Source organism: Streptomyces sp. DF42, from assembly GCF_058267695.1.
The window spans coordinates 1,098,811-1,123,329 of record NZ_CM177859.1 but is presented as its reverse complement, the minus strand read 5'-3'; the positions used below and the strand labels follow the sequence as shown (position 1 = coordinate 1,123,329).

At 69.3% G+C, this 24,519-nt stretch carries 21 protein-coding genes; 14 read left to right on the top strand and 7 right to left on the bottom strand.

The window, feature by feature from the left end:
* Nucleotides 1–12 precede the first annotated feature (12 nt).
* The 4 genes from ACYUED_RS05125 to ACYUED_RS05110 form a co-directional block, all read right to left on the bottom strand.
* On the bottom strand, nt 13–984 hold the full coding sequence (locus ACYUED_RS05125; protein ID WP_491291131.1) for an ABC transporter substrate-binding protein: 972 nt from the start codon (nt 982–984) through the stop codon (nt 13–15).
* 62 nt (nt 985–1,046) lie between these two features.
* Nucleotides 1,047–1,850: a formylglycine-generating enzyme family protein gene (locus ACYUED_RS05120; RefSeq protein WP_491294139.1), complete on the bottom strand. Its 804-nt coding sequence runs from the start codon at nt 1,848–1,850 to the stop codon at nt 1,047–1,049.
* An 83-nt stretch (nt 1,851–1,933) separates the two neighbouring features.
* Entirely contained in the window at nt 1,934–3,535 is a 1,602-nt protein-coding gene (locus ACYUED_RS05115) for a sulfatase-like hydrolase/transferase (protein WP_491291130.1), read from the bottom strand.
* Between the two features lie 60 nt (nt 3,536–3,595).
* A complete protein-coding gene (locus ACYUED_RS05110; protein WP_491291129.1) occupies nt 3,596–4,522 on the bottom strand; it encodes a LysR family transcriptional regulator in 927 nt (308 codons plus the stop codon).
* A gap of 169 nt (nt 4,523–4,691) precedes the next feature.
* Here ACYUED_RS05110 and ACYUED_RS05105 point away from each other — a divergent pair, with 169 nt between their 5' ends.
* From ACYUED_RS05105 to ACYUED_RS05085, 5 genes are all read left to right on the top strand, one after another.
* On the top strand, nt 4,692–5,777 hold the full coding sequence (locus ACYUED_RS05105) for an S-(hydroxymethyl)mycothiol dehydrogenase (RefSeq protein WP_491291128.1): 1,086 nt from the start codon (nt 4,692–4,694) through the stop codon (nt 5,775–5,777).
* Nucleotides 5,777–6,409, top strand: coding sequence for an MBL fold metallo-hydrolase (locus ACYUED_RS05100; RefSeq protein ID WP_491291127.1), 633 nt, complete (start codon nt 5,777–5,779; stop codon nt 6,407–6,409). Before ACYUED_RS05105 ends, ACYUED_RS05100 begins: the two co-directional genes overlap by 1 nt.
* A 195-nt stretch (nt 6,410–6,604) precedes the next feature.
* Nucleotides 6,605–6,967: a bifunctional 3-phenylpropionate/cinnamic acid dioxygenase ferredoxin subunit gene (locus ACYUED_RS05095; protein WP_491291126.1), complete on the top strand. Its 363-nt coding sequence runs from the start codon at nt 6,605–6,607 to the stop codon at nt 6,965–6,967.
* Entirely contained in the window at nt 6,964–8,124 is a 1,161-nt protein-coding gene (locus ACYUED_RS05090; RefSeq protein WP_491291125.1) for an NAD(P)/FAD-dependent oxidoreductase, read from the top strand. The genes ACYUED_RS05095 and ACYUED_RS05090 overlap by 4 nt, the downstream gene beginning before the upstream one ends.
* 130 nt (nt 8,125–8,254) lie before the next feature.
* On the top strand, nt 8,255–9,385 hold the full coding sequence (locus tag ACYUED_RS05085; protein WP_491291124.1) for an aromatic ring-hydroxylating oxygenase subunit alpha: 1,131 nt from the start codon (nt 8,255–8,257) through the stop codon (nt 9,383–9,385).
* A gap of 1 nt (nt 9,386) precedes the next feature.
* Here the strand turns inward: ACYUED_RS05085 and ACYUED_RS05080 are convergent, their stop codons facing one another.
* Nucleotides 9,387–10,133, bottom strand: coding sequence for an IclR family transcriptional regulator (locus ACYUED_RS05080; protein ID WP_491294138.1), 747 nt, complete (start codon nt 10,131–10,133; stop codon nt 9,387–9,389).
* A gap of 85 nt (nt 10,134–10,218) precedes the next feature.
* Complete coding sequence (locus ACYUED_RS05075; RefSeq protein WP_491291123.1) at nt 10,219–11,076, bottom strand: AraC family transcriptional regulator; 858 nt, start codon at nt 11,074–11,076, stop codon at nt 10,219–10,221.
* 70 nt (nt 11,077–11,146) lie between these two features.
* Here ACYUED_RS05075 and ACYUED_RS05070 point away from each other — a divergent pair, with 70 nt between their 5' ends.
* From ACYUED_RS05070 to ACYUED_RS05055, 4 genes are all read left to right on the top strand, one after another.
* Nucleotides 11,147–11,965 (top strand): phytanoyl-CoA dioxygenase family protein, encoded by an 819-nt coding sequence (locus ACYUED_RS05070; RefSeq protein WP_491291122.1) that lies wholly within the window; start codon nt 11,147–11,149, stop codon nt 11,963–11,965.
* Entirely contained in the window at nt 11,962–12,246 is a 285-nt protein-coding gene (locus tag ACYUED_RS05065) for a hypothetical protein (RefSeq protein ID WP_491291121.1), read from the top strand. The genes ACYUED_RS05070 and ACYUED_RS05065 overlap by 4 nt, the downstream gene beginning before the upstream one ends.
* A gap of 340 nt (nt 12,247–12,586) precedes the next feature.
* Entirely contained in the window at nt 12,587–14,257 is a 1,671-nt protein-coding gene (betA, locus tag ACYUED_RS05060; RefSeq protein ID WP_491291120.1) for a choline dehydrogenase, read from the top strand.
* A gap of 3 nt (nt 14,258–14,260) precedes the next feature.
* Nucleotides 14,261–15,097 carry a methylenetetrahydrofolate reductase gene (locus ACYUED_RS05055; protein WP_491291119.1) on the top strand — a complete coding sequence of 279 codons (837 nt, stop codon included), beginning with the start codon at nt 14,261–14,263 and terminating at the stop codon, nt 15,095–15,097.
* 88 nt (nt 15,098–15,185) lie between these two features.
* Here ACYUED_RS05055 and purU read toward each other — a convergent pair whose 3' ends face one another.
* Nucleotides 15,186–16,067, bottom strand: a complete 882-nt coding sequence (gene purU, locus ACYUED_RS05050) for a formyltetrahydrofolate deformylase (RefSeq protein ID WP_266527312.1) — start codon at nt 16,065–16,067, stop codon at nt 15,186–15,188.
* Between the two features lie 218 nt (nt 16,068–16,285).
* Between purU and ACYUED_RS05045 the strand changes: the two genes are divergently transcribed.
* The 5 genes from ACYUED_RS05045 to ACYUED_RS05025 all read left to right on the top strand — a co-directional run bounded on the left by ACYUED_RS05045 (nt 16,286) and on the right by ACYUED_RS05025 (nt 24,504).
* Nucleotides 16,286–17,755 carry an aldehyde dehydrogenase family protein gene (locus ACYUED_RS05045; protein ID WP_491291118.1) on the top strand — a complete coding sequence of 490 codons (1,470 nt, stop codon included), beginning with the start codon at nt 16,286–16,288 and terminating at the stop codon, nt 17,753–17,755.
* Between the two features lie 20 nt (nt 17,756–17,775).
* Entirely contained in the window at nt 17,776–18,861 is a 1,086-nt protein-coding gene (locus ACYUED_RS05040) for a quaternary amine ABC transporter ATP-binding protein (RefSeq protein ID WP_491291117.1), read from the top strand.
* The gene (locus ACYUED_RS05035; RefSeq protein ID WP_491291116.1) at nt 18,861–20,861 is read left to right on the top strand and encodes an ABC transporter permease; all 2,001 of its coding nucleotides are present in this window, start codon (nt 18,861–18,863) and stop codon (nt 20,859–20,861) included. Before ACYUED_RS05040 ends, ACYUED_RS05035 begins: the two co-directional genes overlap by 1 nt.
* 13 nt (nt 20,862–20,874) lie before the next feature.
* A complete protein-coding gene (locus ACYUED_RS05030) occupies nt 20,875–21,837 on the top strand; it encodes an ABC transporter substrate-binding protein (protein ID WP_491291115.1) in 963 nt (320 codons plus the stop codon).
* 228 nt (nt 21,838–22,065) lie between these two features.
* Nucleotides 22,066–24,504, top strand: a complete 2,439-nt coding sequence (locus ACYUED_RS05025) for a GcvT family protein (protein WP_491291114.1) — start codon at nt 22,066–22,068, stop codon at nt 24,502–24,504.
* The last annotated feature ends 15 nt before the right edge of the window (nt 24,505–24,519 follow it).

Below are 24,519 nucleotides of genomic sequence, written 5' to 3'. Positions count from 1 at the left end.
GGTCGAGCCGGACTACCCGAGCCAGGCCTTGACCTTGTCGGGGTTCGCCTCGATCCACTTCTTCGCCGCCGCCTCCGGCGTCATCCTGTCCACGGCGATGTACTTGGCCACGGTGTTCTGGTCGGCGTTGGTCCACTTGAAGTTCTTCACCAGGTCATAGGCCGGGCTGCCGGACCTGGCGAACCTCGTGCTGACGATCTTGTCGAGGTCGAACACGGGGTAGTCGCAGGCGACCTTCGCCGGGTCGGCGTCACAACCCGCCGTGTACTTGGGCAGCTTGACGTGGACCAGCGGTACCTCCGAGAAGAACCACTGCGGCTCGTAGAAGTAGCCGATCACCCACTGCTTGTTCTTCTCGGCGGTGCGGAAGGCCTGGATGAGGGCGGTCTCGCTGCCCGCGTACACCACCTTGAAGTTCAGCTTCAGGTTCGTCACCAGCGCCGCGTCGTTGGTCTGGTACGAGGCGTCGCCGTCCAGCAACTGGCCCTTGCCGCCCGACTCGGAGGTCTTGAAATGGGCCGCGTACTTGTTGAGGTTCTTCCAGTCGACGATGTCCGGGTGCGCCTTGGCCAGCCACGGCGGGATGTACCAGCCGATGATGCCCTTGTTGCCGGTCGGGCCGAGGTCGACGGCGGTCTTCTGCTGGGTGATGTACTTCTTCTCCAGGTCCGGGTGGCCCCAGTTCTCCAGGATGGCGTCGACCTCACCCGTCTCGAACCCCTGCCACCCGATCTCCGCCTTGAGGTCCTTCTTCTCGACCTTGCAGCCCAGACTGTGCTCGGCCACGTAGCCGACGACCGCCGCATCGGCCTCGTAGCCCACCCAGGGGTTGACCGCGAGGTTGAAGGTGCCGCACTTGCCCGGGCTGCTGCCCGCGCCGGCCGTGCTGTCACCGACCTTCGCGCCGCCGCAAGCAGTGAGGGTGAGGCCGAGCACTGCCATGCCCGCCGATCCGGCGCGCCGGTGTCCTGTTCTCTTTGCCATGGTCCTGCTCCTTGTACGGCGATGCCTCGCGCCGTTGTCCGAGGGATGAGGTCGACGAGTGATCAGGCCATGTCCAGAGCGCACCGGAAGCCCACGTTGCCGGTCGCCGAGCCCGGGGGAAGGCCCTGCCGTGCGGCGACCCGGTAGCGGCGGCAGTAGGAGGCGTGGCACAGATAGGAGCCGCCCTTGGTGACCCGCAGCTGTCCGTCGCGGGAGGGGGAGAACGGGTCCTCGCACCACTCCCATACGTTGCCCGTGGCGTTGTACAGGCCGAAGCCGCCCGGTTCGAAGGCGTTGACGGGGCAGGTTCCGTACCAGCCGTCGGCTGTCGGATGCCGCTCGGGAAAGGCGCCGTGCCAGACGTTCATCCGGGGGCGACCGCCCGGTTCGAGCTCGTCGCCCCAGGGGAACACCTTGCCGTGCAGGCCGCCCCGGGCGGCCCGCTCCCACTCCGCCTCGGTGGGCAGACGCTTGCCGGCCCAGGCGCAGTAGGCGCGGGCGTCGTCCCAGTCGACGTGGACGACCGGATGATCCGCCCGGTCCGCCCAGGTGGACCGCGGTCCGTCGGGATGGCGCCAGTCGGCTCCCTCGACCTGCCGCCACCAGGGCGCGCCCACCACCGCCCGGGTCGGCGGGAAGTCGTCCGGCAGCAGACCGGCGAAGACGAACGACCAGCCGATCCGCTCCGCGTCGGAGCGGTACCCGGTGTCGGCGGCGAAGCGCGCGAACTGCGCGTTCGACACCGTGCAGGCGTCCATCCGGAAGGCATCGACGTGCACCGTGCGCACCGGGCCCTCGCCGTCGGCGGGGTAGGCGAGCGCGTCCTCGCCGCCCATGAGGAACTCACCGGCGGGAACGCTCACCATGCCCTCGGCGGACGCCCGGTGCAGGGCGGTCGGCCGCGGCGAGGGCCGGTCCGCCGCCCGGCCGCCGGACGGCGCACAGCAGCTCACTGGGCCCCCATGACCCGGCGGTGCAACCCGCCGTCGTAGTCGGACGATTCGGTGGCGGCGCCGTCCAGGTCGATGCGGACCGTGTGGATGGTCCCGGTGAACTCGTTGTCGAGCACGGCGTAGTCGTCGGTCACGGGTGTGCTCAGGTCCACTCCGACGTCGAGGGTCTCGTCGAAGGAGAAGTAGTACGGGATGGTCCGCTCGACCCGTCCCGTCGCCTGTTTCGCACCGTCCACCATGAGCACGGCCGTTCCGCCCTTGCCGAGCCCTCCGCCGTCGTAGTCGAACTCGAGCCGCACCTCGTGCCGTCCCGGCGTCAGCGGCCTGCCGCCGCGCACGGTGTACAGGCTCATCCCGAAGTAGTTGTACGCGTAGGCCGGCCGCCCACCCGTGACGTACAGGGTCCAGCCGCCGAACCGGCCGCCCTGCGCGATGAGCACGCCCTCGGCCGGTGCGTCCGGCACGTCGACGTCCGCGGTGATGCTGTGCGAACGGTTCTTGATGTTGGGGGTGGTCTCCTCGGTGAACCGGCGCATGCCCCCGCGGTAGGTCACGGAGGTCCGGTCGCCGAGCAGATCGACGCGGCCGGCGACAGCGGGGTTCTCCCGCTCGGTGACCCGGTCGTCCAGGGGGAAGACCTGGTATTTCGCCGCTTCGATCAGGAACAGGTCCTGCAGCCGGCGCAGCTTCTCGGGGTGCTCGGCGGCCAGGTCGTGCGCCTGGCTCCAGTCGTGGTCGAGATCGTAGAGCTCCCAGACGTCGTCGGCGAACCTCTTGCCCCCGTCCGGCAGCATCTCCCACGGGACGCCGTGCCGGGTGACCGCCATCCAGCCCTCGTGGTAGATGCCCCGGTTGCCGCACATCTCGAAGTACTGCGTACGGCGATGCTCGGGCGCCCCTGGATCGGTGAGCGTCCGCCACATGCTCGTGCCCTCGATGGGCTGCTGCGGCACCCCGTCGACGCTGAACGGCGCCGGAACTCCCGCGCAGTCCAGGAGCGTCGGCAGGACATCGATCACGTGAGAGAACTGGTGGCGCAGCCCGCCGCGTTCGGGGACCCCTCCGGGCCAGTGCAGGATCACGCCGTCACGGGTGCCGCCGAAGTGCGAGGCGACCTGCTTGGTCCACTGGTACGGGGTGTTGAGGGCCAGGGCCCAGCCCGCCGGGGCGATCGGGTAGCTGTGCGGGCCGCCGATCTCGTCGAGGTGGTCGATCATCTCGTCCGGGTCGTCCACCACGCCGTGCCCGAGCCGGTGCTCGACGACGGTCCCCTCGATGCCGCCTTCGCCCGAGGCGCCGTTGTCACCGAGGATGTACAGGATCAGAGTGTTGTCCAGCTCGCCGAGGTCGTCGAGTGCGTCGATGAACCTGCCGACCTGCACGTCGGCGTGTTCGGTGAAGGCGGCGAAGGTCTCCATGAACCTGGCGCCCAGCCGGCGCTGGCTGTCGGTGAGCTCGTCCCAGTGCGGAACGCCTTCCGCCCACTTGGCGAGTTCTGCGTCCGGGGGTACGACGCCGAGTTCCTTCTGCCGCTGCAGGGTCAGTTCGCGCTGGTGGTCCCAGCCGTGGTCGAAGCGGCCGCCGCCGAAGCCGGTCAATAACCGAGCGTGAATCCACCTGAACCGGTTTTGAATGAAGGCGGTAGAAAGCTTCTATACCTAAAGCTTCTCCGCCTGCACAGGCGGCGGGGCGGGCGAGGATGCCAGGTCCACGAACGCCTGGGCCGCGGGCGACAGCGGGCCCGAACGCCGGACCAGCCGGCCGTGGCGCAGCAGCCGGGGACGGTTGGACAGCATCCGGGCCCCGCGGAGCGCCGCGTCCTGCGCCATGGAGGTGGGCAGCAGGGACGCGCCGACGCCGGAGAGGACCAGCGGCACGATCATTGCGCGGTGCGCGGTCTCCACCACGATCCGCGGCGCGACGCCGAGGGCGGTGCACACGTCGTCCAGGGCCGCCCGGGTCTCGGTGCCCGGCGGGGTCACGATCAGGTCCAGTGCGGCCAGTTCGCGCGAGGTGATGGTGGGGCCGGCCGGATGCGGGTGGTCCGGCGGCAGCACGACATGCATCTCCTGCGCCGGCAGGTCGATGCTGCGGAGGTCCGCCGTGGGCACGGAGGCGTCCACCAGACCGAGTTCGCACTGGCCGGCCGCGACCATGTGCGCCACGGCGGCGCCCCGCTCCGGATCGACCACGCGCACGGAGACCTTCGGATGCGCGCGATGAAAGCGCCCCAGCATGGCGGCGAGCGGATCGACCGAGAGGGTCGTCTGCGAAACGATGTCCAGCCGACCGCCGCTGAGCCCGAGGACTTCGCGGACCAGAGAGCTTGCCGTGGACAGGTCCCGCAGCACCTGCTGGGCCGGCTGAATGAGCGCCTCACCCGCCGCAGTGAGTACGACGCCGTGCGGCAGCCGGTGAAACAGACTGCCGCCGAATTCGCGCTCAAGGGTCCGGATCGCATGGGACAACGAGGGCTGTGCGACATGGAGTGCATTGGCCGCGGCTGTGAATCCGCCGTGCTCGAACACGGCGATGAAGTATTCCAGCTGACGTCGTTCCGTCGGCTCTCCGTAAATTCCGGGCAACGCTATCACCGGTCGGGCCGCTCTATCGCCGGTCAGACGGCGCATCCGACATCTTGACCGGCGGTCGGTGCTCCACGATGCTGTGTTGCGGCACATGCGATGTGTGCCGCATTGAGCAACATCTGACTCGGATCTCGCACGCAGATCCCGTATCAGCCGAGGAGTGTCCATGTCGCACCAGGTCCGTGGAGTCGTCGCGCGGGGCAAGGGCGCCCCCGTCAGCCTGGAGACGATCATCGTGCCCGATCCCGGCCCGGGTGAGGCGCTGGTGAAGGTCGAGGCCTGCGGGGTCTGTCACACCGATCTGCACTACCGGGAGGGCGGCATCAACGACGACTTCCCCTTCCTGCTGGGCCACGAGGCCGCGGGAGTGGTGGAGTCGGTGGGGGAGGGCGTCACCGACGTCGCCCCCGGGGATTTCGTGATCCTCAACTGGCGTGCGGTGTGCGGGAATTGCCGGGCCTGTCTGCGCGGTCGGCCGTGGTACTGCTTCAACACCCACAACGCCGAGCAGAAGATGACCCTGCTCGATGGCACCGAGCTGTCGCCGGCGCTGGGCATCGGCGCGTTCGCGGAGAAGACGCTGGTCGCAGCGGGTCAGTGCACGAAGGTCGACCGGGCCGCCTCGGCCGCCGCCGCCGGGCTGCTGGGCTGCGGGGTGATGGCGGGCATCGGCGCCGCGATCAACACCGGCAAGGTCGGCCGCGGTGACAGCGTGGCGGTGATCGGCTGCGGGGGCGTCGGGGACGCGGCGATCGTCGGCTCGCACCTGGCCGGCGCCGCGAAGATCATCGCGGTGGACCTGGACGACCGGAAACTGGCCACCGCCCGCAGGCTGGGCGCGACCCACACCGTCAACTCCAAGGAGGTCGACCCGGTCGAGGCGATCCGCGAGCTGACCGGCGGCTTCGGCGCGGACGTGGTGATCGAGGCGGTGGGCCGCCCGGAGACGTACCGGCAGGCCTTCTACGCCCGCGACCTGGCCGGCACGGTCGTGCTGGTCGGTGTGCCGACCCCGGAGATGAAGCTGGAGCTGCCGCTGCTGGACGTCTTCGGGCGGGGCGGATCGCTGAAGTCGTCCTGGTACGGCGACTGCCTGCCCTCCCGCGACTTCCCGATGCTCATCGACCTCTACCTGCAGGGACGCCTGGACCTGGACGCCTTCGTCACCGAGACCATCGCTCTGGACGAGGTCGAGAAGGCCTTCGAGCGGATGCACGGCGGGGATGTGCTGCGCTCGGTGGTGGTGCTGTGATGGCCGGGACCCGCATCGAACATCTCGTCACCTCGGGCACCTTCTCGCTGGACGGCGGCACCTGGGACGTCGACAACAACGTATGGGTCATCGGCGACGACCACGAGGTGATCGTCGTCGACGCCGCGCACGACGCCGAGGCCATCGCCGAGGTGGTGGGCGGCCGACGGCTCAGGGCCATCGTGTGCACCCACGCCCACAACGACCACGTCGACGCAGCACCCGAACTGGCCGCCCGCACCGGCGCGCCGATCCTGCTGCACCCCGACGACCTGCCGCTGTGGAAGCAGACCCACCCCGACCGGGATCCCGACGGGGAACTGGCCGACGGGCAGCTCCTGACGGTGGCCGGCGTCGAGCTGACCGTGCTGCACACCCCCGGTCACGCCCCGGGCGCGGTGTGCCTCTACGTGCCGGGCCTCACGGCACTCTTCAGTGGCGACACGCTCTTCGCGGGCGGTCCGGGGGCGACGGGACGGTCGTACAGCCACTTCCCGACCATCGTGGAGTCGATCAGGGAGCGGCTGCTGACGCTGCCCGGCCACACCGTCGTCCATACCGGTCACGGCGGGACGACCACCCTCGCCGCCGAGGCTCCGCACCTGCAGGAGTGGATCGACCGCGGTTTCTGACCGCCCCCGGGTGACCTTTCCGTGGCGCCCGTTCCGCCTGTTTCCGCAGGTGGTTCGGGCGCTTCGGGCTGCCCGCGGGCCGAGCGGCCGACCCGCCCGAACCGGGCCTTTTGACGCCTTGACAACGGTTCGGAGCGGCCTTCAGACTGGCGTTGCGCTTACCGCAATCCGTTTCGCTATACGCACCGAGGTGTCATGATGATTCCCGCGTGCCGACTCGCGGATCTCCCGCGAGGTGAGGCCTTCAGGCTCGACATCGATCCGCCGGTCTCGGTGTTCCATACCGATGACGGCGAAGTCTTCGCCATCGACGACACGTGCACCCACCAGGACGCCTCGCTCGCCGACGGCTGGCTGGAGGGCTGCGAGGTCGAATGCCCGCTGCACGCCTCGAAGTTCGACCTGAGGACCGGTGCGGTCGACGCCCCGCCGGCCAAGCTCCCGGTCCGGACGCACGAGGTCGCGGTCGAGGACGGCATGATCTACGTCCAGGTGTCCACGGACGCCCCCAACCTGCCGCCCTGCGTCGCCGCCCGGCTCGCCGGGGGTCCCGCGTGAGGACCGTCGCCGTGGTCGGCGCGTCGCTGGCCGGTCTGTCGGCGGCGCGCTCACTGCGCAGGCGGGGCTACGACGGGCGGCTCGTCGTCATCGGCGACGAGCTCCACCGCCCGTACGACAGGCCGCCGTTGTCCAAGGAGTTCCTGGCCGGCACGATCGGCGAGGCGGAACTCGTGCTGGAGACGGACGACGAGGACCTGCGGGCGGAGTGGTTGCTGGGCGCCCGCGCCACCGGACTGGACAGGGCCCGTCGTGCGGTCCGGCTCGCCGGTGGCGGCGAGGTCCGCGCCGACGGCATCGTCATAGCGACCGGCGCCGCCGCGCGTGTTCTGCCGGGCTCCGACGGCCTGGCCGGAGTGCACACCCTGCGCACCCTGGACGACGCCCGGGCCCTGCGGGACGAACTGGCCCGCGGCGGACGGCTGGTCGTGATCGGCGGCGGCTTCATCGGTGCCGAGGTCGCCTCCACCGCCTACGCCCTCGGACTCGACGTGACGGTGATCGAAGCGGCCCCGACGCCGCTCGCCGGACCGCTCGGCGAGACCATGGGCGCCGTCGTCTCCGGGCTCCACGCGGACCACGGCGTACGCCTGTTGTGCGGGCTCGGCGTCAAGGGGCTCAGCGGGGAGCGGGAGGTCGACGCCGTTCTTCTCGACGACGGTCGCAGCGTGCCCGCGGACATCGTCGTCGTCGGCGTGGGTGCGCGTCCGTGCGTCGAGTGGCTGGAGGGTTCGGGCATCGTGCTCGACAACGGCGTGAAGTGCGGCGCTGACGGGCGTACCAGCCTGGCCGGCGTGGTCGCGGTCGGCGACTGCGCCAACTGGTACGACCCCCGCGCGGGCGCCCACCGCCGCGTGGAGCACTGGACCGGTGCCCGGGAGCGTCCCGACGCCGCCATCGCCACGCTGCTGGCCGGCGGCGCGGTGGAACCGGGTGTGCCCCGGCCCCCGTACTTCTGGTCGGACCAGTACGGCGTGAAGATCCAGTTCGCCGGGCACGCGGCCGGCGCGGACAGCGTGACCGTGGAGGAAGGCGCCGCGGACGACCGCGACGTCCTCGCCGTCTACCGGCGAGCCGGTACCCCGGTCGCCGTGCTCGGGATGAACCAGCCCCGCCTGTTCACGCGCTGGCGCAAGCAGCTTGCCGCCATCTCTTGACACCACCCCGGCGGCATCCCATGCTGCCGTTGCACATGACACATAGCGTTGCTCAATACACAACACCGTCCGGAGTCGATCTTCCCGGCGCGTGAATGACCCCTCCATGACGTTTCCCGAGGAGTGCACCGTGACCTCGACCAGCCTGCCGGACAGCCTGATCGCCACCCTCCCCGGCTCCTCCTACACCGATCCCGGGATCTTCGCGCAGGAGCAGGAGCGCATCTTCGAGACCATGTGGTTCTGTGTCGCGCGCGCCTCCGAGCTGGCGAAGCCCGGCGCCTTCCGCACCGTCGACGTGGGCCGCGAGAGCATCATCGTCACCCGCTCACGTGACTCCTCGATCCGTGCGTACTTCAACGTCTGCCGGCATCGCGGCGCCAAGCTCTGCACCGAGGAGAGCGGCGAGGTCAAGCGGGCCTTCCAGTGCCCCTACCACGCCTGGACGTACGACCTGAACGGCAAGCTGGTCGCGGCGCCCAACCTCACCAAGATGCCCGACGTCGGCCGCACCGAGTACGGCCTGGTGAGCGTGGCCGTGCGCGAATGGCTCGGCTATGTCTGGGTCTGCCTCGCGGAGAACCCGCCCTCCTTCGAGGAGGAGGTCGTCGGCGAGGTCGTCGCCCGCCTCGGCGACGTCGAGTCGATCGAGCGCTACGGCATCGAGGACCTGTCCGTCGGCAGGCGGATCGTCTACGACGTCAGGGCGAACTGGAAGCTGATCATCGAGAACTTCATGGAGTGCTACCACTGCGCCACGATCCACCCCGAACTCACCGAGGTGCTCCCCGAGTTCGCCGACGGGTACGCGGCCCAGTACTACGTCGGGCACGGCGCCGAGTTCGGTGAGGAGGTCCAGGGCTTCACCGTCGACGGCTCCGAGGGCCTCGACCGCATCCCCGGCGTCGCCGAGGACCAGGACCGCCGCTACTACGCGATCACCGTCAGGCCGCAGGTGTTCGTCAACCTCGTCCCCGACCATGTGATCTTCCACCGGATGTACCCGGTGGCCGTGGACCGCACGATCGTCGAGTGCGACTGGCTCTATCTCCCGCACGTCGTCGAGAGCGGCAAGGACGTCAGCCGGTCCGTGGAGCTCTTCGACCGCGTCAACCGCCAGGACTTCGACGCCTGCGAGCGCACGCAGCCCGGAATGAGCTCGCGTCTGTACGCCAAGGGCGGTGTGCTGGTGCCCAGCGAGCACCACATAGGTGCCTTCCACGACTGGGTCAACGAGCGCCTGGGCACTCCCCAGGGGTGAGTCAGCCCAGGTAGCCCATCCGGTGGCTGATCTCCTCGGCACCCTTGATCAGCACCGGGGCGAGCTCACGCATCCGCTCCTCCGTGAACCGGTACGAGGGCCCGGACGCCGTGACCGCCGCGATGACCTCGCCGTCCCGGTCGAGGACGGGTGCGGCCATGGCGTGCAGGCCGATCTCCAGCTCCTCCTTGGTCCAGGCGTAGCCGGCCTCCCGCACCTCGGCGAGGTTCTTCTCCAGCTTGGCCTTCGACGTGTAGGTGTACGGCGTGACCTTCTTCAGCCCCGACTCGGTCAGCAGCGCGGCGCGCTCCTTGGCGGGCAGGTATGCCAGCAGGACCTTGCCGCTCGACGTCGCGTGCAGCGGGGTCAGCTGGCCGACCCAGTTGTGCGCGGTGACCGCGCCCGGGCCGCGCACCTGGTAGAGGTTGATCGCGTAGTGCTCCTGCAGCACCGCGATGTTGACCGTCTCGCCGAGCTCCTCGGCGAGACGCTCGCACACCGGGCGGCCCTGCTGGGTGATGTCGATACGGCCCGTGACCGCGCCGGCCAGGCGCACGATGCCGAATCCCAGCCGGTACTTGCCCCGTTCACCCGCCTGCTCCACCAGTCCGCGCGCCTCCAGGGCGCCGAGCAGGCGGAACGCAGTGGATTTGTGAACATCGATCTCGGCGGCCACCTCGCTGACACCCGCCTCCCCGCGCTGGGCGAGGATCTCGAGGACGCTGATGGCCCGGTCGACCGACTGCACTCCGCCGGCCTGCGAATTTGACGTTTCGGTGTCTGTGCTGTGGTTGCTCACAACGAAACCATACGCGCAGTACGGCACAACGTGTTTACCGTCGTGACGCTGACCAGGTCGTTTCTCCTGGTAGGGGCTGATTCATGGGTGCGGGGGACGAGAGCGCCGCGGGGGCTTCTGTCTGCCTGACGGCGCGCGGTGAGGCGCCCAGTTCCCTGCGGCAGGTCTTGTTGAAGGCCTGGAGGTCGGGGATGCCGACGGTTGCGGCGATCGCCGGGATGGCGAGCGTCGAGGCGATCAGGAGGTGCCGGGCGCGCTCGACTCGGCGGCGCCGGATGTAGCCGACGACCGTGAGCCCGGTGTCCTCGCGGAACAACCGCGTCAGATGGGTGTGCGAGACCCCGGCGGCGCGGGCGATGTCCGGGACGTTCAGCGGGTCGGCCAGGCGCTGTTCGATGTGGGCCATGGCCGTGCGCAGGGCGGGATGCCGGGACCCCTCGTGGTTCGCCGAGGCGCCGGCCAGGCCGGTCGTGCGCCACAGCACCGTCCACAGTTCCGCGGCGGCCCGTGCGGGGGACTGCGGGCCGGCCGCGACCGTCTGTCGCAGCAGAGTGGTGAGCATCGCGGCGTCCGAGCCTGCGTCCTGCATGACCGGGACGCGGTGCCGCTCGCCGTCGCCCGGCAACCGGAAGTGAGCGTACAGATGTTGGATGGGCGAGGTGTCGTAGTGGAAGTGCACTTCTGTGCCGGGCGGCACGAGGCTCACGTGCCCGGGGCGGATCGGATGCCGAAAACCGCCGAACTCCAGGGTGCCGGAGTAGCCGTAGAGATGGAGCTGCCACAGGCGCGGCAGTCGGAACACGTCGTGAGGGCCTGCGTGTCCGTGGACGCCCACGCCCGAGTTCTCCACCTGCGGAGGCAGGTCGAGCGCCAGCTCCACCGTGTGCATCATGGTGGAAAATTACCAGTGCTCGCTGATTACAGCCCACGACTTCGGAACCGTCTCTTCCTACGGTTGCCGTATGCCAACCACACAGCAACTGCTGAGCTCTGCCCAGGTGGCGCGGTTCGTGGCACACGGGTTCCTGCGCCTCGACGGCATCGTGCCCCAGCAACTCAACGAGGAGGCGCTCGGCGTCTTCGCCGAGGGACTGCCCTCCGTGCCCTACGGCACCCCTGTGCCGAAGGCGTTCCCCGAGGGATCCTTCGCCAGGCGGCTCGTCGAACTCCCCGCTGTCGCAGGTGCGTTGGAGAGCCTGGTGGGCCCGGATCCGACCGTCGACCACCACTTCGTGCACACCCGCGCACCGCGCGAGGGCAGCGCGCAGCCGCTGCACGCCGACGCCCTCATCGACCTGCGGCCCGACGCCTTCGACGTGCAGCTCATGTACTACCCGCAGGAGGTCACCGCGGACATGGGCGGCACGCTCGTCGTCCCGGGCAGCCACCTGCGCCGCATCAACGAGTCCGACACCGGCCGCTACCAGAACCTGCGCGGCCAGACCCGGCTGACGTGCCCGGCCGGCACGGTCATGCTGCTCCACCACGGCATCTGGCACGGAGGGCGGCGCAACGACAGCGACACCGTCCGCCACATGTACAAGATCCGCTTCAACCCGACCGTGCCGCAGGTGCGGCTCTGGGACACGGCGGACCTGCACGACCCAGCCGTGAGTGAGGAGTTGGCACGCACCTTCCCCTGGTACGAAGGGGCCACCGGCCGGCTGGAAATCCACAACAGGATCAAGCTCTGGCGCTCGCTGTCCGCCGACCCCGACTTCGACATCGAGTACTGGGCCACCCGAATCTCCAACCGGCCCGCGCAGAGGAGCAACGCGTGACCACTTCGAACACCGTGCGGCAGCAGGTCCTCGTCCTGTACCTGAACACATCCGCCCTCGACGCCCCGGTCGTCGGATGGGCCCGCTACGACGGCACCGGCACCACCCGCCCCACCACCGGCGACAGCGATGAGCCGCCGTACGAGACGGGCGTCGCCGCGCTGGAGGACGGCTGGCGTCTCATCCAGGCCGCCCAGCTCATCCCGCCGTACCCGGGGGCGGAACACGAGACATCGTTCCTCAAGCACGAGTTCTTCTTCGAGAAGCTCGTGGCGGTGTGAGCCGGACCTGAGCCGGTCGGTGTGCCTGCAGGTGATGGCAGCGACGCCCGTCCCCGACCGCGACGCGCACCCCGACCGGCCGGATGGAACAGTGGGCAAGGCCACGGCACACGCCGTGGCCTTGCGCGTCCACGCCACCCCGACCGGACGGCTACTGGCCACGGAGCGCCGGCCCGAGGCCACCCCGCCCCGGGCGGCCTTCCGTGCCGTGAACGACACCGCTGCAAGTAACCGCCTCGAAACGAGACCCCGTAAGTTGCGTGGCTCGCAACCTAGTGCGTATAGCGCTACGGGTACTAGCATGCGTCGCGTATCTACGGCGCGAGCGAGACGAGGCACCATGGCTCCCCTGCAATACGACTTCGTCATCGTCGGCGGCGGTTCGGCCGGCAGTGCACTGGCGAACAGGCTCTCGGCGGACCCGGCCAACCGGGTGCTGGTCCTGGAGGCAGGCCGGTCCGACTACCCGTGGGACGTCTTCATCCACATGCCCGCGGCGCTGACGTATCCCATCGGCAGCCGGTTCTACGACTGGAAGTACGAGTCCGAGCCCGAGCCCCACATGGGCGGCCGACGCGTCTACCACGCCCGTGGCAAGGTGCTGGGCGGCTCCAGCAGCATCAACGGCATGATCTTCCAGCGCGGCAACCCCATGGACTACGAGCGCTGGGCTGCCGACTCCGGCATGGAGACCTGGGACTACGCGCACTGTCTGCCCTACTTCCGGCGGATGGAGAACTGTCTCGCGGCCGACCCGGACGACGAGTTCCGCGGCCACGACGGCCCCCTCGTGCTCGAACGCGGCCCGGCCACCAACCCGCTCTTCGGCGCCTTCCTCAAGGCCACCGAGGAGGCGGGTTACGCGCCGACGGACGACGTCAACGGCTACCGCCAGGAGGGCTTCGCCAAGTTCGACCGCAACGTCCACCGCGGCCGCCGGCTGTCGGCCTCGAAGGCGTACCTCAAGCCGGCCATGAAGCGTCCCAACCTCACGGTCAGGACCCGCGCACTCGTCACCCGCGTCCTCTTCGAGGGCAAGCGCGCCGTCGGAGTCGAGTACCGGCGCGGCAGGGGCGCGCTCCAGCAGGTCCGCGCCAAGGAGGTCATCCTCTGCGGTGGCGCGATCAACTCCCCGCAGTTGCTGCAGCTCTCCGGCGTCGGCAACGCACAGGAACTCGGCGCCCTCGGCATCGACGTCGTCCACGACCTGCCGGGCGTCGGCGAGAACATGCAGGACCACCTGGAGGTCTACGTCCAGTACGCCTGCACGCAGCCGGTCTCCATGCAGCCGTACATGGCCAAGTGGCGCGCCCCCTTCATCGGACTGCAGTGGCTCTTCCGCAAGGGGCCGGCCGCCACCAACCACTTCGAGGCCGGCGGTTTCGCCCGCAGCAACGAGGACGTCGACTACCCCAACCTGATGTTCCACTTCCTGCCGATCGCGGTCCGCTACGACGGCTCCTCGCCGGCGGGCGGCCACGGCTACCAGGTGCACGTGGGGCCGATGTACTCCGACGCGATCGGCTCGGTGAAGATCAAGAGCAAGGACCCGCGCGAGCACCCGGCGCTGCGCTTCAACTACCTCTCCACCGAGCAGGACCGCCGTGAGTGGGTCGAGTCGATCCGGGTGGCCCGCAGGCTCCTCAACCAGCCCGCGATGGCCCCGTACAACGGCGGCGAGGTCTCGCCCGGCCCGAAGGTGGAGTCGGACGAGGAGATCCTCGCCTGGGTCGCCGAGGAGGGCGAGACCGCCCTGCACCCGTCCTGCACCTGCAAGATGGGCACCGACGAGATGGCTGTGGTCGACCCGGCCAGCATGCGCGTGCACGGCGTGGACGGCCTGCGCGTCGTCGACGCGTCCGTGATGCCCTACGTCACCAACGGCAACATCTACGCACCGGTGATGATGATCGCCGAGAAGGCCGCCGACCTGATCCTCGGCAAGGAGCCGCTGCCCGCCTCCAAGGCCGCGTACTACCGCCACCGTGACGCCCAGAAGCAGACCGGGTAGAGCGTGGCGACCGAAGGGCTCAGGGCGCTGCTCGACAGCGTCCGCTACGAAGTGCTCCCCTCGAAGGCGACCGAGGACAAGGTCCTCGCCCATGTCCCGCACCACGTCCAGGTCACCGTCACGGCGTCGCCGGTCAAGGGCCTGGAGCCGACCCTCGACCTCACCACCCGGCTCGCGGCGCACGGTTACCGCGTCGTCCCGCACGTGCCCGCGCGGCTGCTGCGCGACGACGCACACCTGAAGGACGTCGTCGACCGGCTCCTCGAGGTGGGCGTGGACGACGTCTTCGTCCCGGCGGGCGACGCGGACCCGCCGGCCGGGGTCTACGACGGCGCTCTGCCGGTGCTGCGCAGGCTGAGCGAGCTGGGCAGCCCGTTCAGCCGCGTCGGCATCACCGGCTATCCCGAGAGCCATCCCCTCATCCACGACGACGTCACCGTCCAGGCGATGTGGGACAAGCGCGAGCACGCCGCGTACATCGTGAGCAACCTCTGCTTCGACGCGCGCGTGCTGGCGGAGTGGCTCGCTCGTATACGACGCCGGCACGTCACCCTGCCCGTGTATCTGGGTGTCGCGGGCCCCGTGCACCGGGCGAAGCTGCTCGCGATGGCGACGAAGATCGGCGTGGGGGAGTCCGCGCGCTTCCTGACCAGGCACCCGTCCTGGTTCCTGCGGTTCGCGGCGCCCGGCGGCTACTCGCCCCACAAGCTCCTGGCCCGTGCGGAGGCGGCGCTCACGACGCCGTCGGCGGGGGTGGCCGGGCTGCACCTGTTCACGTTCAACCAGATCGCCGAGACCGAACGGTGGAGGCGGGCACTGCTGGACCGGCTGACCGGCTGACCGGCTGACCGTCTGAGCGCCTGAAGGCCGTATACGACATCGTGGGCGGGCCGGAGATCCGGACCGCCCACGATGTCGTATACGGCCTTCAGCGGAAGACCACCGTACGGTTGCCCTCCACCATCACCCGGCTCTCGCTGTGCCACTTCACCGCGTGCGCCAGGACCTGCGCCTCCACGTCCCGGCCGACCGTGACCAGTTCACCGGGGTCGAGCGAGTGGTCGACGCGGACCACGTCCTGCTCGATGATCTGGCCCTCGTCCAGGTCGGGCGTCACATAGTGCGCCGTCGCCCCGACGAGTTTGACCCCGCGGGCGTAGGCCTGGTCGTAAGGGCGGGCGCCCTTGAAGCTGGGCAGGAAGGAGTGGTGGATGTTGATGGCACGGCCCTCGAGCTGCTTGCACAGGTCGTCGGAGAGGATCTGCATGTAGCGGGCGAGCACGACCAGGTCGACGTCCAGTTCCTGCACCAGCTCCAGCAGCCGCGCCTCGGCCTCGGCCTTGGTGTCCCTGGTGACCGGGACGTGGTGGAAGGGGATGCCGTAGGTGTCCGCCAGGCTCTCGAAGTCCCGGTGGTTGGAGACGATCGCGGGGATCTCGATGTTGAGGGCGCCGGTGCGCCGGCGGAAGAGCAGGTCGTTGAGGCAGTGACCGAACTTGGACACCATGATCAGCGTCCGGGTCGGGGTCGAGGCGTCCCGCAGGCTCCAGGAGATCCGATAGGCCTCGGCGACGGGGCCGAACCGGTAACGCAGTGTTTGCAGACCGGCGTTCGGATCGGAAACCTCGAAATGGACCCTCATGAAGAAACGGTCCTGAAGGCGATCGTCGAACTGCTGGCTTTCGAGGATGTTGCCGGAGTTCCTGACGAGAAAGCCGCTCACGGCATGGACCAGTCCCGCGCTGTCGGGACAGGAGAGGGTGAGGACGTACTCGCGGCCGGGTTGCGATCGAGGGGACTTGGGGGACACGTCGGCCTCCGTCGGTGCGTATTGCACAACAAGGTGAGCGATACGCAACATGGTCCGCTCGGCGGCCGCTTGCGGTCAAGGGGGAGCCGGGTAACAGCTCGCCCAGCCAAATCGTCATACGCCAACTACTTGACGTGTGTCTGGACATTCGCCAGGGTGTTCCACCACAAGCAATTGGATGCACGATGCGCAACGAATTCTGTTGAAAGGCTTGGCTCGTGGCAGATCTGTATGTGGGCGGAGAATGGCGGGAGCCGGTGGCCGGCGGTCACCGCGAGATCCGCTGCCCCGCTGACGGCGCCCTCGTGGCGACCGTGGCGGAGGGCACGCGCCCCGATACGGAGGCGGCGATCGCCGCGGCCCGCCGAGCCTTCCACGAGGGACCCTGGCCCCGCACCCCCGAGCGTGAGCGCGGCGCCCTGCTGCTGCGCACCGCCGACATCCTCGAGCGCGACGCGAAGGAGTTCGCGCGCGCCGAGTCGCTGGACACCGGAAAGCGCCTGGTGGAGAGCGAGTACGACATCGCCGACGTCGTCTCCTGCTTCCGCTACTACGGCGGGATCGGCGGCACCGACGCCGGCCGGGTGATCGACACCGGCCGCGACGACGCTGTCAGCCGCGTCGTGTACGAGCCGATCGGCGTGTGCGGACTGATCACCCCCTGGAACTACCCGCTGCTGCAGACCAGTTGGAAGGTCGCCCCGGCTCTCCTCGCCGGCAACACCATCGTCCTCAAGCCCAGCGAGCTCACTCCCTCCACCTCGATCCTGCTGATGAAGGCACTGGAGGAGGCCGGGCTCCCGGCCGGCGCCGCCAACCTGGTCCTGGGCGCCGGGCCGGAGGTGGGCGCCCCGCTCTCCGAGGACCCGGCCGTCGACATGGTCTCCTTCACCGGAGGCCTGGAGACCGGCAAACGCATCATGGCCACCGCGGCCGCCACCGTGAAGAAGGTGGCCCTGGAACTCGGCGGCAAGAACCCCAACGTCGTCTTCGCCGACGCCGACTTCGAGACGGCCGTGGACTTCGCGCTCACGGCCGTCTTCCTGCACTCCGGGCAGGTCTGCTCGGCGGGTGCCCGGCTGATCGTCGAGGACTCGCTGCACGACCGCCTCGTCGACGAGATCGTCCGCCGTGCCCGGCAGATCCGGCTCGGCGGCCCCTTCGACCCAGAGGCCGAGACCGGAGCGCTGATCTCCGCCCAGCACCTGGCGAAGGTCGAGGCGTATGTCGCGGCCGGGCTCGCCGAGGGTGCCGTGCTGCGCTGCGGCGGGCAGCGGCCCGACGACCCCGCCCTCGCGAACGGCCACTACTACCCGCCGACCGTCCTCGACGAGTGCACCCAGGACATGCGGGTGGTGCACGAGGAGTCCTTCGGTCCCGTGCTGACCATCGAACGCTTCACCGACGAGGACGACGCCGTACGCATCGCCAACGACACCGAGTACGGACTCGCCGGTGCCGTGTGGACGCAGGACGCCGGCAAGGCCCAGCGGGTCGCCCGGCGGCTGCGGCACGGCACGGTGTGGATCAACGACTACCACCCCTATGTGCCCCAGGCGGAATGGGGTGGCTTCGGACACTCGGGCGTGGGCCGGGAACTGGGACCGTCCGGCCTGGACGAGTACCGGGAGCCCAAGCACATCTGGCAGAACATCCAACCCCGGCCGCAGCGCTGGTTCCGCGGCTGAACGCCGAAAAGAGGTCGATCGTGACCCCCACACAGACCGAGGTGGCGCAACGGCGCGGCACGCCCAAGGACGCGGAGGGGACTCCGGTCATATCCGTGCGCAGGCTGTGGAAGGTGTTCGGGCCGAAGGCCGACCGGGTGCCGGAGTCCGAGGAGCTGTGCGGGCTCTCCCGCCGCGAGCTCATGGACCGCACGGGCTGTACCGCCGCCGTGCGCGACGTCGACTTCGACGTCTCGCCCGGCGAGGTCTTCGTCGTCATGGGCCTGTCCGGCTCCGGCAAGTCCACGCTGGTGCGATGTCTGACCCGGCTGATCGAACCCACGGCGGGTGAGATCGTCTTCGAGGGCCAGGACATCCGCGGCGTGGACGACAAAACCCTGCGGGAGCTGCGCCGCCGCAAGTTCTCCATGGTCTTCCAGCACTTCGGGCTGCTGCCCCACCGCCGGGTCGTCGACAACGTGGGCTTCGGCCTGGAGATCCGCGGCATGAGCAGGGCCGAACGCACCAGGCGGGCCCTGGAGGTCGTCGAACTGGTCGGTCTCTCCGGCTACGAGAACTCCTACCCCGACCAGCTCTCCGGCGGAATGCAGCAACGCGTCGGCCTCGCAAGGGCGTTGGCCGGGGACCCGGACGTGCTCTTCTTCGACGAGCCGTTCTCCGCGCTCGACCCGCTGATCCGCCGGGACATGCAGAACGAGGTCATCCGGCTGCACCATGAGGTCGGCAAGACCATGGTGTTCATCACCCACGACCTCTCCGAGGCGCTCAAGCTGGGCGACCGCATCCTCATCATGCGCGACGGCAAGATGGTCCAGTGCGGCACCGGTGACGAGCTCGTGGGCGCGCCCGCCGACGACTACGTACGCGAGTTCGTGAAGGACGTGCCGCGGGGCGACGTGCTCACCCTGCGGTGGATCATGCGCGAGCTGGAGGACGGCGACGAGCTGGACGGCCCCGAGCTGGGCCCGGACGTCGTGGTGAAGGAGGCCACCCGGGCCGTCCTGGCGGCCGACAAGCCGGTCAAGGTCGTCGAGAACGGCAAGCTGCTCGGCATCGTCGGCGACGAGGAGATCCTCGCGGTGGTCGCCGGGGAAGGCGGCGCGTGATGACCGTCGCCATGGAGAAACCCGAGAAGACGGAGGCCGTCGAACCGGCCGCGCCCGCCAAGGGCGCCCGCAAGGTCAGCCGGCCCATGGTGATCGGCGCGATCCTCGTCGTGTGGCTGGTGCTGTTCGCCGTACTGCGCGGAAAGCAGACCCTGTCGCTGGCGGCGGCCGACCTGACCGATCTGCACCGGTGGATCAACGACTTCAACGACTCCATCGGCGCCAACCGCAACTCCAACCCGCTCTTCCTGTACTTCTTCAACGAGATCCGGCTGGTCATCGACAACCTGGTGACCTTCGTCCAGCACCTGATCTCGCAGCCCTCCGGCGCCCGCCCGGTCCCGGAGATCGGCTGGCTCGGCGTCGTCGGCATCGCCGGCTATGTCTCCTGGGCCGTGGGCAACTGGCGGGTCGCGCTGCTGGCCGTGGCCGGGTTCACCTTCTTCGGGCTGCAGGGGCTGTGGCAGCAGAGCATGGACACCCTCTCCCTCACCCTCTCCGCGGTGTTCGTGGCGCTGCTGTTCGCGATCCCGCTCGGTGTGTGGGCCGGGCTGTCGGACCGGTTCAACCGGATCGCCACGCCCTTCCTGGACTTCATGCAGACGATGCCGACCTTCGTCTACCTGGCACCGCTGACCCTGTTCTTCCTCATCGGCGGTGCCTCCGCCACCATCGCCACCGTGATCTACGCGGCCCCGCCGACGATCCGCATCACCGCGCACGCCATCCGCAACGTCTCCAAGACGACCGTCGAGGCGGCCGACTCCCTCGGCGCCACCCGCCGCCAGTCGCTGCTGAAGGTCCTGCTGCCGATGTCCAAGCGGACCGTGGTGATGGGCGTCAACCAGACCATCATGGCCGCCTTGGCCATGGTGACCATCGCGGCCCTGATCAACGCGCCCGGGCTCGGCCCGGTCGTCCTCCAGTCGCTGCAGTCGCTCGACGTCGGCACGGCCTTCAACGCGGGCCTCGCCATCGTCGTCATGGCGATCGTCCTGGACCGGGTCACCACCGCGGCCGCCGCACGTGCGGAGAACGCACGCAACGCCAAGCACGACTTCGCGAAGTGGCGGCGGCCCCTGCTGGGCGCCGGCGCCGCCGTCACGGCGGTCCTGATCTATCTGTCGCGCACCTACCTCTGGGCAGCCGACTTCCCCGGTGACGGCACCGTCGGCAGCCACATCGCGAGTGCGGCGGACAGTGCGACCAACTGGGCGCAGGACAGCCTCTCGGGACTGACCAACGCGATCCGTGACGTCATCACCAACGGCCTGCTCAATCCGTTCCAGACGCTGGTCACCGACTCCCCGTGGTGGCTCGTCGGCGCGGTGCTGGTCGCGCTGGGCGTGGTGCTCGGCGGCTGGAAGTCCGGGGTCACCACGGCCGTCTGCGTGGGCCTGCTGGTCGGCACCGGGCTGTGGTCGGACGCCATGACCACGCTGGCCTCGACGCTCGTCGCGACGGTGCTGGTGATGGTGCTCGGCATCGTCTTCGGGGTGTGGATGGGCCGCAGCATGATGGTGGACCGGCTGATCCGGCCCACCCTGGACGCCGCCCAGGTCATGCCGCCCTTCGTCTACCTCGTGCCGTTCCTCGCGCTGTTCGGCCCCACGCGCTTCACGGCCATCGTCGCCGCGATCGTCTACGGGGCCCCCGTCGCCATGAAGATCATCGCGGACGGGATCCGGGCCGTGCCCGAGACCACCGTGGAGGCGGCGACCTCCGCCGGGTGCAACACCTGGCAGATCATCACCAAGGTTCAACTGCCGATGTCACGCAGTGCCCTGACGCTTGCGACCAACCAGGGCCTGATCTACGTGCTGTCGATGGTTGTGGTGGGCGGCCTGGTAGGTGCGGGCGCCCTCGGCTACGACGTCGTGGCCGGATTTGCACGGGGGGAGCTGTACGGGAAGGGGCTTGCCGCGGGTCTGGCCATCGTCCTTCTCGGAGTCATGTTCGACCGGATCACTCAGGCCGCGGCGCGCCGCGCCACCGCTTAAGGAGCACGACACCATGGCAAGACACTGGCGAGCCGGCGCGGCCGGCCTGGCCGTCCTCGGCCTCACCCTCACCGCGTGCGGCGGGGCGAAGGTCGGAGACAGCTCCTCCGCGGGCTCGGGAAGCTCGGGCAAGTGCGGCACCTTCAACCTGGCCGTCAACCCATGGGTGGGCTACGAGGCGGACGCGGCGGTCGTCGCGTACGTCGCCCAGCACAACCTCGGCTGTACGGTCAACAAGAAGAACCTCAAGGAAGAGATCGCCTGGCAGGGCTTCGGCTCCGGCGAGGTCGACGCGGTCCTGGAGAACTGGGGACACCCCGACCTGGTGAAGAAGTACATGGACCAGCAGAAGACCGCCGTGGACGCCGGCCCGACCGGCAACAAAGGCCTCATCGGCTGGTACGTGCCGCCGTGGCTGGCCAAGGCGCACCCCGACATCCTCGACTACAAGAACCTCAACAAGTACGCGTCGAAGTTCAAGACGTCCGAGTCGGGCGGCAAGGGCCAGCTCCTCGACGGCGACCCGTCGTACGTCACCCACGACGAGGCGCTGGTGACGAACCTGAAGCTGGACTTCAAAGTGGTGTACGCGGGCAGCGAGACGGCGCTGATCCAGGCCTTCCGCACCGCCGAGAAGAACAAGCAGTGGGTGATCGGCTACTTCTACGAGCCGCAGTGGTTCCTGTCCGAGGTCCCGCTGAAGAAGGTCGGCCTGCCCGCGTACAAGACGGGCTGTGACGCCGACGCGGCGAAGGTCGCCTGCGACTACCCGGTCTACAACCTGAACAAGATCGTCAGTACGAAGTTCGCCAAGTCGGGCAGCCCCGCCTACAACCTGGTGAAGAACTTCAACTGGACGAACGACGACCAGAACGAGGTCGCCAAGTACATCGCCCAGGACAAGATGACGGACGATGCGGCGGCCAAGAAGTGGGTCGAGGCCAACAAGGACAAGGTCGACGCCTGGATCAAGTAGCCAGGGGCGAAATCCGGTCGAACATGCCCGGCGGGCGGTGCGTGCAGGTACGCACCGCCCGCCGGGCATTGCCGTGTTCCGGCCCGTGTTCCCGCCTGTTCTGCGGGCCGTTTTCCGACGTCACGGACCCCTTGACACCTCCTCCCCGCGACAGGCACATTGAGTTGCGCAACCTGAACCATGTTGCGCAGACAGCAACTCTAGGGTTTTGATTTCGGAGGTGCGGCGATGGCGGGACCCCGAGTGGTGATCATCGGAGCGGGCGTCGTGGGAGCGGCCCTCGCGGACGAGATCTCCGCGCGAGGCTGGACCGAAGTGACCGTGGTCGACCAGGGCCCGCTGCCCGCCACGGGAGGCTCCAGTTCGCACGCGCCGGGCCTGGTCTTCCAGACCAACTCCTCCAAGACGATGACCGAGCTGGCCCGCTACACCGTCGAGAAGCTCTGCTCCCTCGACGTCGACGGCAAGCCCTGCTTCCTGCAGGTCGGCGGCCTCGAAGTGGCGACCACCCCCGAGCGCCTCGCGGAACTGCGGCGCCGCCACGGCTGGATCACCGCATGGGGCATCGAAGCCCGCCTGCTGACCGCCGACGAGTGCGTCGAGCAGCACCCCCTGGTCAACCGGGACCGGGTCCTCGGCGGCCTCCTGATCCCGACCGACGGCCTCGCCAAGGCCGTCCTCGCCGTCGAGGCGCAGATCCGCCGGGCCACCGATCGCGGCGTGCGCGTCCTGCCCCGCCACGAGGTCCTCGACGTGCTGAAGGCCGACGGCGAGGTGACCGGAGTCCTCACCGACCAGGGCGAGATCCCCGCCGACATCGTCGTGTGCTGCGCCGGCATCTGGGGCCCGAAGATCGCCCGCATGGCCGGCATGAACCTCCCGCTGACCCCGCTCGCCCACCAACTCGCCTGGACCGGCCCGGTCCCGGCGCTCGCGGGGCGGACCGAGGAGGCGGTGCGCCCGATCCTGCGCCACCAGGACGCCGACCTCTACTACCGCGACCGCTTCGACGGCATAGGCATCGGCTACTACGGCCACCGTCCCATGCCCACCACCGCCGACGAGATCCTCTCCTTCGACGAGGCGGACGAGATGCCGTCCGTCCTGAAGTTCACCGAGGACGACTTCGCCCCCGCCTGGACCGAGACGCAGTCACTGCTCCCCGCGACACAGGAGGCCAAGGTCGAGGAGGGCATCAACGGCCTGTTCTCCTTCACCACCGACAACTTCCCGCTGCTCGGCGAGTCCCCGGACGTCAAGGGCTTCTGGGTCGCCGAGGCGGTCTGGGTCACGCACTCCGCGGGCGTCGGGCGGGCCATGGCCGAATGGCTGGTCGACGGCCACTGCTCGTCCTTCGACCTGCACGAGTGCGACGTCAACCGCTTCGAGCCGCACCAGCTCTCCCCGGAGTACGTCCTGGCCCGCGACTGCCAGAACTTCGTGGAGGTCTACGACATCCTCCACCCCCTCCAGCCGTCCGGGAAGCCGCGCCCGATCCGCACCAGCCCCTTCCACACCCGCCAGCAGGAGCAGGGCGCCTTCTTCCTGGAGGCGAACGGCTGGGAGCGCCCGCAGTGGTACGAGGCCAACGCCGGCCTGGTCGAGGGCCGTTCCATCCCCACCCCGAACGACTGGGCGGCGCAGTACTGGTCGCCCATCGTCGGCGCCGAGGCCCAGGTCACCCGCGAGACCGTCGCGATGTACGACATGACGGCCCTCAAGCGCCTGGAGGTGACCGGCCCGGGTGCCGCCGCCTTCCTGGAGCGGCTGGTCACCGGCAAGGTCGCCAAGTCGGTCGGCTCGGTGACGTACACCCTGCTCCTCGACCACGACGGCGGCATCCGCAGCGACATCACCGTGGCCCGCCTGGCCCGCGACCTCTTCCAGGTCGGTGCCAACGGCAACCTCGACCTCGACTGGTTCACCCGCCGTCTCCCCGCCGACGGCACGGTCCAGGTCCGCGACATCACGCCCGGCACCTGCTGCATCGGCCTGTGGGGACCGCTGGCCCGCAAGGTCCTGCAGCCCCTGACGGACGAGGACTTCTCCGGTGACGGCCTGAAGTACTTCCGCGCCAAGCGCGCCTACATCGGCTCGGTCCCCGTCACCGCGATGCGCCTGTCGTACGTGGGGGAGCTCGGCTGGGAGCTCTACACCACCGCCGACCAGGGCCAGAAGCTGTGGGACACCCTGTGGGAGGCGGCAAGGCCCCTCGGCGGCATCGTCGCCGGCCGCGGCGCCTTCAACAGCCTCCGCCTGGAGAAGGGTTACCGCTCCTTCGGCACCGACATGACGTACGAGCACGACCCCTACGAGGCCGGCGTCGGCTTCGCCGTCAAGCCCGACAAGGACGACTTCATCGGCAAGGCGGCGCTGGAGCGGCGCAAGGCGGACGTACGACGCAAGCTGACCTGCCTCACCATCGGCGATCCACGGTCGGTCGTCATGGGCAAGGAACCGGTGTACGACGGTGATCGCGCCGTCGGCTACGTCACGAGCGCGGCGTACGGCTACACGATCGGCAAGGGGATCGCCTATGCGTGGCTGCCGAGTGAACTCGCCGCTCCCGGGACCACCTTGCACCTCGGCTATTTCGACGAGCGGGTCGAGGCGGTCGTGGCCGAGGAGCCGTTGTTCGACCCGACGATGTCCCGTCTTCGTGGGTGAGGGATCGACGCTCGC